General features: G+C 68.8%; 13 protein-coding genes. 10 read left to right on the top strand and 3 right to left on the bottom strand.

Translation table 11 applies throughout. The annotated features are described in order from the left end of the window. Window positions 1-17: 17 nt before the first annotated feature. The 3 genes from yidC to rpmH form a co-directional block, all read right to left on the bottom strand. Complete coding sequence (gene yidC / locus D0Y53_RS03640) at window positions 18-1739, bottom strand: membrane protein insertase YidC (RefSeq protein ID WP_117201855.1); 1722 nt, start codon at window positions 1737-1739, stop codon at window positions 18-20. Between the two features lie 37 nt (window positions 1740-1776). Continuing rightward, on the bottom strand, window positions 1777-2175 hold the full coding sequence (gene rnpA, locus D0Y53_RS03645) for a ribonuclease P protein component (protein ID WP_233511630.1): 399 nt from the start codon (window positions 2173-2175) through the stop codon (window positions 1777-1779). 118 nt (window positions 2176-2293) lie between these two features. Continuing rightward, window positions 2294-2434 (bottom strand): 50S ribosomal protein L34, encoded by a 141-nt coding sequence (gene rpmH, locus D0Y53_RS03650; protein WP_024868391.1) that lies wholly within the window; start codon window positions 2432-2434, stop codon window positions 2294-2296. 232 nt (window positions 2435-2666) lie between these two features. Between rpmH and dnaA the strand changes: the two genes are divergently transcribed. The 10 genes from dnaA to D0Y53_RS03700 all read left to right on the top strand — a co-directional run bounded on the left by dnaA (window position 2667) and on the right by D0Y53_RS03700 (window position 13963). Beyond that, window positions 2667-4010: a chromosomal replication initiator protein DnaA gene (dnaA, locus tag D0Y53_RS03655; protein ID WP_117201856.1), complete on the top strand. Its 1344-nt coding sequence runs from the start codon at window positions 2667-2669 to the stop codon at window positions 4008-4010. 296 nt (window positions 4011-4306) lie between these two features. Continuing rightward, on the top strand, window positions 4307-5407 hold the full coding sequence (dnaN, locus tag D0Y53_RS03660) for a DNA polymerase III subunit beta (RefSeq protein WP_117201857.1): 1101 nt from the start codon (window positions 4307-4309) through the stop codon (window positions 5405-5407). A gap of 151 nt (window positions 5408-5558) precedes the next feature. After that, window positions 5559-6662, top strand: coding sequence for a DNA replication/repair protein RecF (gene recF, locus D0Y53_RS03665; RefSeq protein ID WP_117201858.1), 1104 nt, complete (start codon window positions 5559-5561; stop codon window positions 6660-6662). Between the two features lie 108 nt (window positions 6663-6770). Further along, window positions 6771-9233, top strand: coding sequence for a DNA topoisomerase (ATP-hydrolyzing) subunit B (gene gyrB, locus D0Y53_RS03670; RefSeq protein ID WP_117201859.1), 2463 nt, complete (start codon window positions 6771-6773; stop codon window positions 9231-9233). Window positions 9234-9323: 90 nt separating this feature from the next. Further along, complete coding sequence (locus tag D0Y53_RS03675; protein WP_117202050.1) at window positions 9324-10133, top strand: M48 family metallopeptidase; 810 nt, start codon at window positions 9324-9326, stop codon at window positions 10131-10133. 127 nt (window positions 10134-10260) lie between these two features. Further along, on the top strand, window positions 10261-11400 hold the full coding sequence (locus tag D0Y53_RS03680; RefSeq protein ID WP_117201860.1) for a tetratricopeptide repeat protein: 1140 nt from the start codon (window positions 10261-10263) through the stop codon (window positions 11398-11400). Window positions 11401-11533: 133 nt separating this feature from the next. Then, window positions 11534-12208 carry an energy transducer TonB gene (locus D0Y53_RS13180; protein ID WP_117201861.1) on the top strand — a complete coding sequence of 225 codons (675 nt, stop codon included), beginning with the start codon at window positions 11534-11536 and terminating at the stop codon, window positions 12206-12208. Between the two features lie 90 nt (window positions 12209-12298). Beyond that, on the top strand, window positions 12299-13072 hold the full coding sequence (locus D0Y53_RS03690; RefSeq protein ID WP_117201862.1) for a MotA/TolQ/ExbB proton channel family protein: 774 nt from the start codon (window positions 12299-12301) through the stop codon (window positions 13070-13072). 38 nt (window positions 13073-13110) lie between these two features. Beyond that, entirely contained in the window at window positions 13111-13536 is a 426-nt protein-coding gene (locus tag D0Y53_RS03695) for an ExbD/TolR family protein (RefSeq protein ID WP_117201863.1), read from the top strand. 13 nt (window positions 13537-13549) lie between these two features. Beyond that, window positions 13550-13963, top strand: coding sequence for an ExbD/TolR family protein (locus D0Y53_RS03700; protein WP_117201864.1), 414 nt, complete (start codon window positions 13550-13552; stop codon window positions 13961-13963). The last annotated feature ends 140 nt before the right edge of the window (window positions 13964-14103 follow it).

Below are 14103 nucleotides of genomic sequence, written 5' to 3' on the forward strand. Positions count from 1 at the left end.
GCGCGACTCCCGCGGGGTCAGCCCGCCTTGGCAGGCTTGGCCGGCGCTTCGCCGTACTTGCGCAGCATCCACCACTGCTGCAGCAGGCCGAGGCTGCCGTTGGTGACCCAGTACAGCACCAGGCCCGCGGGGAAGAACGCGAACATCACGCCCATCGCCACCGGCATGTACTGCATCATCTTGCGCTGCATCGGGTCGGCAATCGGGGTCGGGGTCAGCTTCTGCGTGGCCCACATCACCGCGATGTTGATCGCCGGCAGGATGAAATAGGGATCGGGCGCGGTCAGGTTGTGGATCCAGCCGATCCACGGCGCCTGGCGCAGCTCCACCGACTCCAGCAGCGTCCAGTACAGGGCCAGGAACACCGGCATCTGCACCAGCACCGGCAGGCAGCCGCCGACCGGGTTGATCTTCTCCTTCTTGTACAGCTCCATCATCGCCAGCTGGAACTTCTGCTTGTCGTCGCCGTAGCGCTCCTTGAGCTGTTCGATGCGCGGCTGGAACCGGCGCATCTTCGCCGCCGACTTGTACTGCGCCGCCGACAACGGATACATCAGCAGCTTGATCACCAGCACCAGGCCGACGATCGCCCAGCCCCAGTTGCCGAAGATGCCGTGCAGGAACGCCAGCACCGCGAACAGCAGGCCGGCCAGCCAGGCCATCACCGAGTAGCTGCTGAAGTCGACCGCGCGCTCCAGCCCCGGGACCTGCTGGGCCTCGATCCGCTTGACCAGCTTGGGGCCGACCCACAACCGCGCGCTGGTGACGGCGCGCGCGCCCGGCGCCACCGCGACCCCGGGGCCGAGCTCGCGGATCAGCGCCAGCTGGCGCTCGCCGGCGCCGCGCGGGGCGGCCAGCGAGAACACGCTGGCGTCCTCGGCGCCGGGGATCCAGGCGGCGAAGAAATGGTGCTGCAGCATCGCGATCCAGCCGCCGGTGACCTGCTTGTCCAGCGGGCCGTCCTCGAGGTAGTCGGCGAACTTGCGCTTCTCGAACTTGTCCTGCGGGGTGAACCAGGCGGCGCCGTGGAAGCTGTAGGACTCGGGCCGGGTGAATCCGGTCTTGACCACCGGCGGCACCCGCAGCAGCTGCCGGTAAATGTGCCCCTGCCACGGCCGGCTGCCGGCGTTGACGACCTCGTCGCGTACCTGCACCGCGTAGTCGCCGCGGGTGAAGACATAGCTGCGGCGAATGCTGACGCCGTCCGGTCCCTGCCACAGGAACGGCACCTCGAGGGTGTCGGCTCCGGCGGCCAGGCGCAGCGTGCGCGCCGCCAGCACCGGGATGAAGCCGGCCTCGTGGCTGGGCGCCGGTCCGCTGCTGCTGACCCAGCCGCTCTGCGCCTGGAAGAAATGCGCCGGATCCTCGGCGAACAGCCGCATCGGCGCGCTGCCGGGCGCGGTGGTCTGCGGATAGCCCGGCAGGTCGGCCTGGCGGATCGCGCCGCCGTCGAGCCGGACCTGCAGCACGTCGGTGACGACGGTGATCGCCGGCGCCTGCTGGGCGCTCTCGGTCGCCGCCGCGGCAGGCGCGGCCGTCATGCGGGCGGTCGGCGTTTGCGGCAGCGGGGCGCTGGCGATCGCGGGCACGGTGCTGTCGCCGCTGTCGACTACCGCGACCGGGGCGGTGGTGCCGGGCGTCGCGGGCGGCGGCGCGGCGCGTTCCTGGGTCCAGGCGAGGAACAACAGGGTCGCCACCGCCAGCCAGGCGAAAATCAGGAAAGTGCGGGTCTGGTTCATGCAGGCAGGGTCATGGCGCGGTACCGGGCAGGCGGGCTCAGCCGGTGCCTGGGCGCGGCAGCGAAGGGGAAGAAGGCCGGTCCCGGGAATCGGGAGCGGGCATTGTGCCGGGCGTCTCCGGTGGCGGCAACGCGCCGGCGCGCTGCAGCAAGGCGTCGAAGACCGCCCGCAGTTCGCGGTTCGACGTCTGCGTCGCCGGCGCGCGCGCGACCACGACATAGGCGCCGGGCGCCAGCGCGGCACGCGACTGCCGGAACTGTTCGCGCAGGCTGCGCTTGATGCGGTTGCGGCCGACCGCGGTGGGGTCGACCTTGCGCGAGACCGCGAGTCCGAGCCGCGGCAGCTGGCCGTCACGCAGCCAGTGCAGTGCCAGTTGCGGAGAGGCGATGCGGCGGCCCTGGGCGAACACGCGGTCGAACTCGGTGCGCGCGCGCACCCGTGCCGTGCGCGGAAAACCCGTGCGGGGGCTGCGCGGCAGTGGGGACGAGGGAGAAAGCGGCGTGGTCACGGACAACGGCGGCCGCGCCGGCCGGCCGCAGCCATCGGCGCGGCGATCAGGCGCAGAGGCGCTTGCGACCCTTGGCACGGCGACGGGCGAGGACCTTGCGGCCGTCGGCGGTCTTCATGCGGGCCCGGAAGCCGTGGTCGCGCTTGCGCTTGAGGTTGCTGGGCTGGTAGGTGCGCTTGGTGGCCATGACGGACTCGTGCGGTGAAGCGACGGAAAAGACTTGAAATCATAGCCGGCCGCGGCTTGTCGGGTCAACCGCGGCACCCGCCTGCGGTCGCGAACGCCTGGTTGCACGGACGTGGCCGGCGCCGCGGGTGCGTGTCCCGGGGTGCGGTGGTAGTCTGCTGCATCCCGTTGTTTTTTCCGCATGGCGACGCCGCCCGCGTCGCGCGGCCAGCCTTTTGGTAGCAGTCGATCCCATGGATGCCTGGCCCCGTTGCCTCGAACGTCTCGAAGCCGAATTCCCGGCCGAGGACGTGCACACCTGGCTCAAGCCCCTGCAGGCCGGGATGCGCGACGACGCCTACGTGCTGTACGCCCCCAACGCCTTCGTCATGGCCGAGGTGCGCGACCGCTACCTGGTGCGGATCCGCGAACTGCTGGCGCACTTCGCCGGCAGCCCCGAGGTCAGCCTGGAAATCGGCTCGCTGCGCCGCGCCGCGCCCGTCCCCGCGCCCGTCCCCGCGCCGGCCGCCGTCGCCGCCGCGCGCCCGCTGCCGGCCGCGCCCTTCCAGGGCCACCTCGACAGCCATTACACCTTCGACAACTTCGTCGAGGGCCGCAGCAACCAGCTCGGCCGCGCCGCCGCCTGGCAGGCCGCGCAGCAGCCCGGCGACCGTGCCCACAATCCCCTGCTGCTGTACGGCGGCACCGGCCTGGGCAAGACCCACCTGATGTTCGCGGCCGGCAACGCCATGCGCGCCAACCGCCCGGGCATGAAGGTGATGTACCTGCGCTCGGAGCAGTTCATGAGCGCCTTCACCAAGGCGCTGTACGACAAGACCAGCGGCGGCATGGAGGCGTTCAAGCGCCAGTTCCAGGGCATCGACGCGCTGCTGATCGACGACATTCAATTTTTCGCCGGCAAGGACCGCACCCAGGAGGAGTTCTTCCACACCTTCAATGCGCTGTTCGACGGCAAGCAGCAGATCATCCTCACCTGCGACCGTTATCCGCGCGAGGTCGAAGGCCTGGAGCCGCGGCTGAAGTCGCGCCTGGGCTGGGGCCTGTCGGTGGCGATCGATCCGCCGGACTTCGAGACCCGCGCGCAGATCGTGCTGTCCAAGGCGCGCGAGCGCGGCACGGTGATCCCGGAGGACGTGGCGTTCCTGCTCGCCAAGAAGATGCGCTCCAACGTCCGCGACCTGGAGGGCGCGCTCAACACGCTGGCGGCGCGGGCCAACTTCACCGGCCGCGCGATCACCGCCGAGTTCGCCCAGGAAACCCTGCGCGACCTGCTGCGCGCGCAGCAGCAGGCGATCGGCATCGCCAACATCCAGAAGGTCGTGGCAGACTACTACGGACTGCAGATCAAGGACTTGTTGTCGAAGCGGCGGACGCGTTCGCTGGCCCGGCCGCGCCAGGTGGCGATGGCGCTGGCCAAGGAGCTGACCGAGCATTCGCTGCCGGAGATCGGCGACGCGTTCGCCGGCCGCGACCACACGACCGTGCTGCACGCCTGCCGCCAGATCAAGCACCTGCAGGAGACCGACGGCAAGCTGCGCGAGGACTGGGACAAGCTGATCCGCAAGCTCAGCGAATGACCGCGACCGGACCCGGCAAGCCGCGGGTCCGGTGGACGACAAAGGGGTGGACCAGCCGGGGACAAGCTGTGCACAACCTGCGCGTCGACGAGCACGGCCCGCGTTATCCACAATTTGTCCGCCCCGGTCGGCAGCGCTTGCCCACAGCCAGGAGCGGCAGTAAAACTGAATGAATTCAACGCGTTAAGTTTGTTATCACCGGAATTTCACGACACCAGCACCACCACGCTTTTGATTTATCCATCCATTCGAAGCCTGGGCACCGGGCAACGAAACAGCAGGGACAAGGGGTCCGCATGCGCTTCAGCCTGCAACGCGAAGTCTTCCTGAAACCGTTGGCGCAGGTCGTCAACGTCGTCGAGCGCCGGCAGACGCTGCCGGTGCTGGCCAACCTGCTGGTGCAGGTCCGCGACGGCCAGCTGTCGCTGACCGGGACCGACCTGGAAGTGGAGATGGTCGCCCGCCAGGCGGTCGACGGCAGCCAGGACGGTGAAACCACGATCCCCGCGCGCAAGTTGTTCGAGATCGTGCGGGCCTTGCCGGACGGCAGCAACGTCACCGTGACCCAGTCCGGCGACAAGGTGACGGTGCAGGCCGGGCGCAGCCGCTTTACCCTGACCAGCCTGCCGGCCAACGATTTCCCGTCGGTGGACGAGGTCGAGGCCACTGAACGGGTCAAGGTGCCCGAGGCCGCGCTGAAGGAACTGATCGAGCGCACCGCCTTCGCCATGGCACAGCAGGACGTGCGCTATTACCTCAACGGCCTGTTGTTCGACCTGCGCGACCAGGCCCTGCGCTGCGTGGCCACCGACGGCCACCGGCTGGCCCTGTGCGAGGCCGCACTGGAGCCCGGGGCCAGCGCCAAGCGCCAGATCATCGTGCCGCGCAAGGGCGTGACCGAGCTGCAGCGGCTGCTCGAGGGCGGCGACCGCGAGCTGGAGCTGGAAGTCGGCCGCAGCCACATCCGGGTCAAGCGCGACGATGTCACCTTCACCAGCAAGCTGATCGACGGCCGCTTCCCCGACTACGAGGCGGTGATCCCGATCGGTGCCGACCGCGAGGTGCGGATCGATCGCGAGGTCCTGCGCGCGGCCCTGCAGCGCGCCGCGATCCTGTCCAACGAGAAGTACCGCGGCGTCCGGGTCGAAGTCTCGCCCGGGCAACTGAAGATCAGCGCCCACAATCCGGAACAGGAAGAGGCGCAGGAAGAGGTCGAAGCCGAGACCAAGGTCGATGCGCTGGCGATCGGCTTCAACGTCAACTACCTGCTCGACGCCCTCTCGGCGCTGCGCGAAGAGCACGTGGTTCTGCAGCTGCGCGATGCCAATTCCTCGGCGCTGGTGCGCGAGGCCGGCAGCGAAAAATGCCGGCACGTGGTGATGCCGCTGCGGCTCTGAGCCCGATGCGCCGTCGCCGGTTGCCGGATCCAGGCTGCCAGCACCAGCCGGAGGCTCTGGCTCTCTCCCGGCGGTTCCACGTGAAACGCGAACGCCCGGTCCCCTCCGGGCGTTTCGTTTGTTGCCGATCGCCCGGTCGATGGGAGGCGGCATGCGGGTAACCCGGCTCGAATTCAGCGGTTTGCGCTGTTTCGACAGCGCGAGCCTGGCTCCGGCTCCGGGCCTCAACCTGCTCCTGGGCGCCAACGGCAGCGGCAAGACCAGCGTGTTGGAAGCCCTGCACCTGATGGCCTACGGCCGCAGCTTCCGCGGACGGGTGCGCGATGGCTTGGTCCGTGCCGGGGCCGAGTCGGTGGCGGTTTTCGTCGAGTGGCGGGAGAGCGTCTCCGGTCGCAGCCGTCGCGCCGGCTTGCGGCACACCGGCCAATCCTGGGAAGGACGTCTGGACGGCACCCCACTGGCCCAGCTCGGGGATCTGTGCGCCGCACTGGCGGTGGTCACCTTCGAGCCCGGCAGCCATGCCTTGGTGATGGGATCGGCCGAGCCGCGCCGGCGGTTCCTGAATTGGGGGTTGTTCCACGTGGAACCGGCTTTCCTGCCGCTGTGGCGTCGCTATGTCCGCGCCCTGAAGCAGCGCAACAGCCTGCTCAAGACACGCCGCGGCGACGGCCAGCTCGAGGCCTGGGAGCGCGAGCTCGACCAGGCCGGGACCGTCCTGACCCGCTACCGCGAGCGCTACCTGGAGCAATTGCAGCCCTATCTGGCCGCGACCACCCAGGCCCTGCTGCCTGGAGCGGGCGGTTCGCAGCTGCGTTTCCTGCCCGGCTGGCGGCGGGAGGAGTTGCCGCTGGCCGACGCCCTGCTGCTGGCGCGCGAACGCGACCTCGCCGCCGGGTTCACCTCCGTGGGACCGCACCGCGCCGACTGGCGCATCGACCACGCGACGATCCCCGGCCGCGAAGCCCTGTCGCGCGGGCAGGCCAAGCTGACGGCACTGGCCGTCTTGCTGGCCCAGGCCGAGCACCAGGCCGCGGTGCGCGGCGAGTGGCCGGTGGTGGCACTGGACGACCTGGCCTCGGAACTGGACCGGGCCCATCAGGCGCTGGTGCTGCAGCGCCTGCACGGTTACGGCGCGCAGGTCTTGATCACCGGAACCGAGCCTCCGGCGGGACTGGCGCGGGACCTCGTCCCGCAGGTGTTCCACGTGGAACAAGGCCGGATCCTGGCGGAAGGGCCGGCCGCGGCCGCACCCTGAAACCGCAGCGGCCCAGGCCCGGATTGCTATACTTCACGCATCCATAGCTAATGTGTCTTCGATGCGCCGCCGGCTTTTGCCGACCGCGTCACGGGAGCCTGTCACCGCATGTCGCAACCACACGAAACGGCCACCACCGCGACCCCGTCGCCAGCGGACTCGCAAACCTACGATTCCAGCAAGATCACCGTCCTGCGCGGGCTGGAGGCCGTGCGCAAGCGTCCGGGCATGTACATCGGCGACGTGCACGACGGCACCGGCCTGCACCACATGGTGTTCGAGGTCGTCGACAACTCGATCGACGAAGCCCTTGCCGGCCACGCCGACGAGGTCGCGGTGACGCTGCACGAGGATGGTTCGGTCTCGGTGTCCGACAACGGCCGCGGCATCCCGGTGGACATCCACAAGGAAGAGGGCGTGTCCGCGGCCGAGGTCATCATGACCGTGCTGCACGCCGGCGGAAAATTCGACGACAACAGCTACAAGGTGTCCGGCGGCCTGCACGGCGTCGGCGTGTCGGTGGTCAACGCGCTGAGCGAGCACCTGTGGCTCGACATCTGGCGCGACGGCTTCCACTACCGCCAGGAATACGCGCTGGGCGAACCGCTGTACCCGCTGCAGCAACTCGAGGCGTCCACAAAGCGCGGCACCCTGCTGCGTTTCCGACCGGCGGCCGACATCTTCAGCGACGTCGAATTCCGCTACGAGATCCTGGCCCGCCGCCTGCGCGAGCTGTCGTTCCTCAATTCCGGCGTCGGCATCGCCCTGAACGACGAACGCGGCGAGGGCAAGCGCGACGTGTTCCACTACCAGGGCGGCATCCGCTCCTTCGTCGAGCACCTGGCGCAACTGAAGACGCCGCTGCACCCGAACGTGATCTCGGTGACCGGCGAGCAGAACGGCATCGTCGTGGACGTCGCCCTGCAGTGGACCGACTCCTATCAGGAGACGATGTTCTGCTTCACCAACAACATCCCGCAGAAGGACGGCGGCACCCACCTGCAGGGATTCCGCGCGGCGCTGACGCGCACGCTGAGCAACTACATCGAGCAGAACGGAATCGCCAGGCAGGCCAAGGTCAACCTGTCCGGCGACGACATGCGCGAAGGCCTGATCGCGGTGCTGTCGGTCAAGGTGCCGGATCCGAGCTTCTCCAGCCAGACCAAGGAAAAGCTGGTCAGCTCCGACGTCAGGCCGGTGGTCGAAAGCACCTTCGGCGCGCGCCTGGAGGAATTCCTGCAGGAGCACCCGGTCGAGGCCAAGGCCATCGCCGGCAAGATCGTCGACGCCGCGCGCGCGCGCGAAGCCGCGCGCAAGGCCCGCGACCTGACCCGGCGCAAGGGCGCGCTGGACATCGCCGGCCTGCCCGGCAAGCTCGCCGACTGCCAGGAGAAGGATCCGGCGCTGAGCGAGCTGTTCATCGTCGAGGGCGACTCGGCCGGCGGCTCGGCCAAGCAGGGCCGCAATCGCAAGAACCAGGCGGTGCTGCCGTTGCGCGGCAAGATCCTCAATGTCGAGCGCGCGCGCTTCGACCGCATGCTGTCGTCCGAACAGGTCGGCACGCTGATCACCGCGCTGGGCACCGGCATCGGCCGCGACGAGTACAACCCGGACAAGCTGCGTTACCACCGCATCATCATCATGACCGACGCCGACGTCGACGGCGCCCACATCCGCACCCTGCTGCTGACGTTCTTCTACCGGCAGATGCCGGAACTGATCGAGCGCGGCCACATCTACATCGGCCTGCCGCCGCTGTACAAGGTCAAGCAGGGCAAGACCGAGCTGTACCTGAAGGACGACGCGGCGCTGGACGCCTACCTCGCCAGCAACGCGGTGGAGGGCGCGGCGCTGGTCCCCGCCGCCGGCGAGCCGCCGATCACCGGCGCGGCGCTGGAGAAGCTGTTGTTGGCTTACGCCGCCGCGCGCGAGGCGATCGCACGCAACGCCCACCGCTACGACCCCAACGTACTCGCGGCGCTGATCGACTTCACCCCGCTGGACGCCGCGCACCTGGTGCAGAACATCGACGAGCGCCACGAGCTGGATGCGCTGGAAGCGCGCCTGAATCGCGTCGGCGCGGGCAAGCCGCGCTATGCGCTGGCCCTGCAGCCGGCCACCGCGACGCACCAGGCCGCCTTGCTGGTCAAGCGCCGGCACATGGGCGAGGAGCTGCTGCAGGTGCTGCCGCTGGCGGTGTTCGAGAGCGGCGAACTGCGTGCGCTGCGCGAGGCCGCGCTGCTGCTGCACGGGCTGGTGCGCGAGGGTGCGCAGATCGTGCGCGGCAACCGCACTCAGGCGGTGGCCGATTTCGCCCAGGCGCAGGCGTGGCTGCTGGAGGAAGCCAAGAAGGGCCGCCAGATCCAGCGTTTCAAGGGCCTGGGCGAGATGAATCCGGAGCAGCTGTGGGAGACCACGGTCAATCCGGACACCCGGCGCCTGCTGCGGGTGCGGATCGAGGACGCGGTCGCCGCCGACCAGATCTTCGGCACCCTGATGGGCGACGTGGTCGAGCCGCGGCGCGAGTTCATCGAGGACAACGCGCTCAAGGTCGCCAACCTCGACGTGTAGCGGGCGCGGACGGCGCCCCTTGTGCGCGGGTTGACGCGACCTTCAGGATTGCGCCGTTACAACGGCAGCCTTCGCTGAATGGAGCCGCCCATGAAGTCCTTGCTGCTGTCCCTCGCGATCGCCGCGCTGGCGGCGGCCTGCGCCACGACCGTCTCGCCGACCGGGCGCACGCAATACGTCGGCGCGGTGTCGCAGCAGGAGCTCAACCTGCTCGGGACCCGCGCCTTCGCCGAGCAGAAGCAGCAGAAACCGCTGAGCCAGGACCCGCGACAGCTGGCTTACGTGCGCTGCGTGGTCGACGACCTGGTGGCGGTCCTGCCGCAGCCGTGGCGGCAGGGCGGCTGGGAGGTCGCGGTGTTCGCCGACGATGATCCCAACGCATTCGCATTGCCGGGCGGCAAGGTCGGCATCTACACCGGGATCTTCAAGGTCGCCCGCAACCAGGACCAGCTGGCGGCGGTGATCGCGCACGAGATCGGCCACGTCGTCTCGCGCCACCACGACGAGCGCATCACCCGCCAGGCCGGCGCCTCCGGTGCGTTGCAGATCGTCGGCGCGTTGCTGGGCTCGCGCTACGGCAGCGGCGCCGCCAACGCCGCGGTGCAGGGCGGCAGCCTCCTGGCGCAGACCGGATTCCTGCTGCCCGGCTCGCGCGCGCAGGAATCCGAAGCCGATGTCGTCGGCCAGCAACTGATGGCGCAGGCGGGCTTCGACCCGCAGGCAGCGGTCGCACTGTGGCAGAACATGCTCGCCGCCGGCGGCAGCCGGCCGCCGCAATGGCTGTCCACGCACCCGGATCCGCAGAGTCGGATCGGGGAATTGCGCGCCCGCGCCGCCGGCCTGGCCGCCACCTATGCGCAGGCGCGGACAGCCGGCAAGCGTCCGGCTTGCAGCGGATAAAATCCGACCGCCGTCACATCCCCCGTGCGACGGGCTGCGGGGCGCCGGTGTTTTCTGCTAGCGTGTCCGGCTGCAATCCGGTCATGCGAAGCCGTGGCCGACGGAACATGAACGACGAGGTGCTTGCATGAACACCCATTCCCCCCGATCCACGCCGCTGTTCGCGGTTCTGGGCGCCGCCCTGCTGTCGCTGGCCATGCTTGCGCCGGCCTGGGCCCAGGAATACGGCGTCGGCCAGCAGAGCTTGCGGCAGAAACGCGACGCCGCGCGCGCCAAGGCCGCGCAGGAGGCCAAGGCAACCGAGCCGGTCGCGGCGCAATACCCGCAGGCGACCCGACAAGAGCCCGAGGCGAAGGCGACCAAACACACCCTCAAGGCGTTGCAGGACGCGCAGGAGAAGTACGAGGCACAGGACTACGCCGGTGTCATCGCCAAGGCTGATGCGATTGCCGCCGGCGCCGACGCCAATGCCTACGAGCAGGCGTTCGCCTACCAGCTCGCGGGCAGCGCCGCCGCCGCCGCCGGTGACGATGCTGCCGCCGCGGTCTATTTCGGCAAGGCGCTCGCTGCCGATGGCCTCGACAACAACAACCACTACACGGTGATGTTCAACCTGGCGGTGACGCAGTACGGGCTCGGGCAGAACGCGCAGGCGCTGCAGACCCTGGACCGCTTCCTCGCCGAGACCAAGTCCGACAAGCTCGAGGCGCAGAGCCTGCGCGGCGGCATCCTGATGGCGCTGGAGCGCTACGCCGACGCCGGCGAGCTCTATGGCCGGCTGCTGGCGGCGCACCCGGACGACCGGACCCTGCGGGTGAACGCGGTCGCCGCCTACCAGCAGTCCAACCAGCCGGACAAGGCCGTGGCGCTGCTCGCCTCCGCGCTGGCCAAGGGCCAGCTGACCGAAGCCAACGAGTACCGCGCGCTGTACGTGAGCTACATCAATGCCGACAAGGACGCGCAGGCACGGGCGGTGATCGAGGACGGCATAGCCAAGGGCGTGATCAAGCCCGGGCCGGATCTGGCCCGGGACTACATGGTGCTCGGGCAAAGGGCGTACTACGCCGACAACCTGCCGACCGCGATCGAGATGTACAAGCGGGCGGCACCGATGGCGGCCGACGGCGAAGCGGCGTTGAACCTGGCCAAGATCCAGGCGGAGGCCGGCCACGCCGCCGAAGCCAGGGCCGCCGCGCAGCAGGCGCTCGACAAGGGCGTCAAGGACACGGCAGCCGCCAAGCGCCTGCTGGGCCCTGCAGGGAAGTGATTTTCTGCGAACGGGGCATTGGTATCCGTTCGGCAGATTGGTATAAGCTTGGAAATTCCCGCGGCCGGAAACGGCCGCGGCTCAATTTTTCCCGTGGCGCCGTGGCGCCCGGCCACACCCGAGTTCCCCCCGCATGACGCAACCCTTGCCGACGAGCGACAAGCACGACGATCGCGATGGTGGCCTGAATTGGCCCCGCATCACCGGCCTCTCCTTTGTGATCGCGGTCCATGCGGCGGCGTTGCTGCTGCTGCTGGCGCCGGTCGCGCCTCCGGGGCAGGACAAGCAGGACGAGGACGTGACCCGGGTGGTGATCATCGAGCCGCCGCCGCCGCCGCCGCCGCCGCCGCCGCCGCCGCCGGAACCGCCCAAGCCGCAGGAGATCAAGCAGCTGGCGCCGCCGCAGCCTTCGCCGATCCCGCCGCCGCCGGAAGAGCCGCCGGTGGTGTTCGACGAGCCCACGGCGATGGACATCCAGGCGCCGCCGCCGGCCCCGCCGGCGCCGCCGGCCGCCACCCCGGACATCGCAGGCGGTACTGTCGATGCGAGTACGCGGTCGCAGTATCCAATCCAGTATCCGCGCGAGGCGCAGCGGAGGGGCGTTGAGGGCTTGGTCGTCGTGAAGATCTCGTTCGATGCCCAAGGTAATGTGACGTCCGCAAGCGTCTACAAGAGTAGCGGCAACCGTGATCTGGATCGTGCTGCAGTCGCGGGCGTCAAGCGCTGGAAGGTCAATCCGGGTATGCGGAGAGGCCAGAAAGTGGGTGGTGAAGCTACGGTCGATGTCAATTTCATGATGCCTCGCTAACACCCTGTTTTACTGCGTTTTGCTTGATTCAGTGATCGTGGCCGCCAAGGCCCTAATACCCCCAAACCACAACATCCAAAGGTAAGCGTCATGCTGCAGGAAACCACTCAAGCCGCCGCTGCGACCGGAGGCAACGCCGCTTCCGCCCTGACGCAGATGGGCGTGGACCATCTGCTCACGGAAATGATCAACAACCCCGGCGCCTATGCGGTGTCCTGGGTCGTGCTGATCACGCTGTTGATCATGTCGGCCATGTCGGTCTACTGGATCGTGATCAACGCGTTCAAGAACATCAGCCTGCGCCGCAACGCGGACCGCGTCATCAGCACGTTCTGGGAAACCACCAACGCGCAGGACGCGATCCGCTACATGGAAGAGCAGCGCAAGACCGAGCCGTTCTCCAAGATCGCGCTCGACGCCGCCCAGGCCGCCGCCCACCACCACCGCCAGGAAGGCTCGCGCCTGGTCGAGTCGCTGAACCGCTCCGAGTTCGTCGACCGCGCCCTGCGCCAGGGCGTGACCCGCGAGTCGATGCGCCTGGAATCGGGCCTGACGGTGCTGGCGACGGTCGGTTCGACCGCCCCGTTCGTCGGTCTGCTGGGTACGGTGTGGGGCATCTACAGCGCCCTGATCCGCATCGGCGCCACCGGCCAGGCGTCGATCGACGCGGTCGCCGGCCCGGTCGGCGAGGCGCTGATCATGACCGCGCTCGGCCTGTTCACGGCGATCCCGGCGGTGCTCGCGTACAACTTCTTCGTGCGCCAGAACCGCGTCACCTACAATCAGTTCGACACCTTCGCACACGACCTGCACGACTTCTTCGCCACCGGTGCACGGGTGGGCGAAACGGCGCACAAGGCCTGAGACGGACCGCACAGCGAGGCGACTGACGGAGTCCCGACATGGCATTCAGCATTAACGCAGGCGACATCAAGGAAACCTCGGCCATCAACGTCGTGCCGTTGATCGACGTGTTGCTGGTGCTGCTCATCATCTTCATGGTGACCGCACCGCTGATGACCCACAAGGTCGTGGTCGAGCTGCCCAAGGCCACCCTGGAGCAGAGGGACGACAAGGTGCCGCCGGCGCCGCCGGTCACGGTTACCGTGACCGCCGGTGGCCAGCTGTTCTGGAACGACCAGCCGGTGACCCCCGCCATGCTCGAGAGCCAGCTCTCGGTCGAGGCGCAGAAGACCCCGCAGCCCGCGGTCAACATCCGCGGCGACGCGACCACCAAGTATCGGTCGATCGCGCAGGTGGTCAACACCGCCCAGGCCCAGGGCATCCGCAAGGTCGGGTTCGTCTCCGAGCGCGACAAGCGCCACTGACCGGAGTCCAGACATGGATATCAGCAACAGCACCGGCGAAGGACTGCTGGTGGACATGAACATCATCCCGCTGGCCGACGTGCTGTTGGTGCTGCTCATCATCTTCATGGTGACTGCGCCGACGCCGTCGTACCCGATCGACATCGACCTGCCGCAGCGGTCGCTGACGCCGCCGCCGGAACAGAAGAATCCGCCGGAGCCGATCGACCTGCGCATCGATGCCGCCGGGCAGGTGTACTGGAACGACAGCCCGGCGCCGGTTACGGCCCTGCAGAACATGATGGAGGCCGAGGTCGAACGCGACCCCAACAACCAGCCGACGCTGCAGATCGATACCGACGAGGATGCCGACTACGGCATCCTGGCCAAGGTCCTGGCAGCTGCGCGCAACGCGCAGATGCAGAAGATCGGCTTCGTCAAGAAGTAACGCCACACGCTCCACCGGCGCGCCCGCGCGCCGCGACGCTTACCTACCTTCATTGCGCCGCCCCTTCCAGGGCGGCGTTTTTTTGGTCCCACTCCCGGGTACGGATTGTGCCGAGGAAGCTGCGGCCCGACCTGTGCGGG

This window comes from Cognatiluteimonas weifangensis, from assembly GCF_003416885.1.
GTDB classification, from domain to species: Bacteria; Pseudomonadota; Gammaproteobacteria; order Xanthomonadales; family Xanthomonadaceae; genus Cognatiluteimonas; species Cognatiluteimonas weifangensis.

What these genes read in the sequence shown, in the direction of transcription:
- yidC (WP_117201855.1), bottom strand. Translation starts at nt 1,739, where the DNA reads ATGAACCAGACCCGCACTTTCCTGATTTTCGCCTGGCTGGCGGTGGCG.
- rpmH (WP_024868391.1), bottom strand. Translation starts at nt 2,434, where the DNA reads ATGGCCACCAAGCGCACCTACCAGCCCAGCAACCTCAAGCGCAAGCGC.
- dnaA (WP_117201856.1), top strand. Translation starts at nt 2,667, where the DNA reads ATGGATGCCTGGCCCCGTTGCCTCGAACGTCTCGAAGCCGAATTCCCG.
- dnaN (WP_117201857.1), top strand. Translation starts at nt 4,307, where the DNA reads ATGCGCTTCAGCCTGCAACGCGAAGTCTTCCTGAAACCGTTGGCGCAG.
- recF (WP_117201858.1), top strand. Translation starts at nt 5,559, where the DNA reads ATGCGGGTAACCCGGCTCGAATTCAGCGGTTTGCGCTGTTTCGACAGC.
- gyrB (WP_117201859.1), top strand. Translation starts at nt 6,771, where the DNA reads ATGTCGCAACCACACGAAACGGCCACCACCGCGACCCCGTCGCCAGCG.
- D0Y53_RS03675 (WP_117202050.1), top strand. Translation starts at nt 9,324, where the DNA reads ATGAAGTCCTTGCTGCTGTCCCTCGCGATCGCCGCGCTGGCGGCGGCC.
- D0Y53_RS03680 (WP_117201860.1), top strand. Translation starts at nt 10,261, where the DNA reads ATGAACACCCATTCCCCCCGATCCACGCCGCTGTTCGCGGTTCTGGGC.
- D0Y53_RS13180 (WP_117201861.1), top strand. Translation starts at nt 11,534, where the DNA reads ATGACGCAACCCTTGCCGACGAGCGACAAGCACGACGATCGCGATGGT.
- D0Y53_RS03690 (WP_117201862.1), top strand. Translation starts at nt 12,299, where the DNA reads ATGCTGCAGGAAACCACTCAAGCCGCCGCTGCGACCGGAGGCAACGCC.
- D0Y53_RS03695 (WP_117201863.1), top strand. Translation starts at nt 13,111, where the DNA reads ATGGCATTCAGCATTAACGCAGGCGACATCAAGGAAACCTCGGCCATC.
- D0Y53_RS03700 (WP_117201864.1), top strand. Translation starts at nt 13,550, where the DNA reads ATGGATATCAGCAACAGCACCGGCGAAGGACTGCTGGTGGACATGAAC.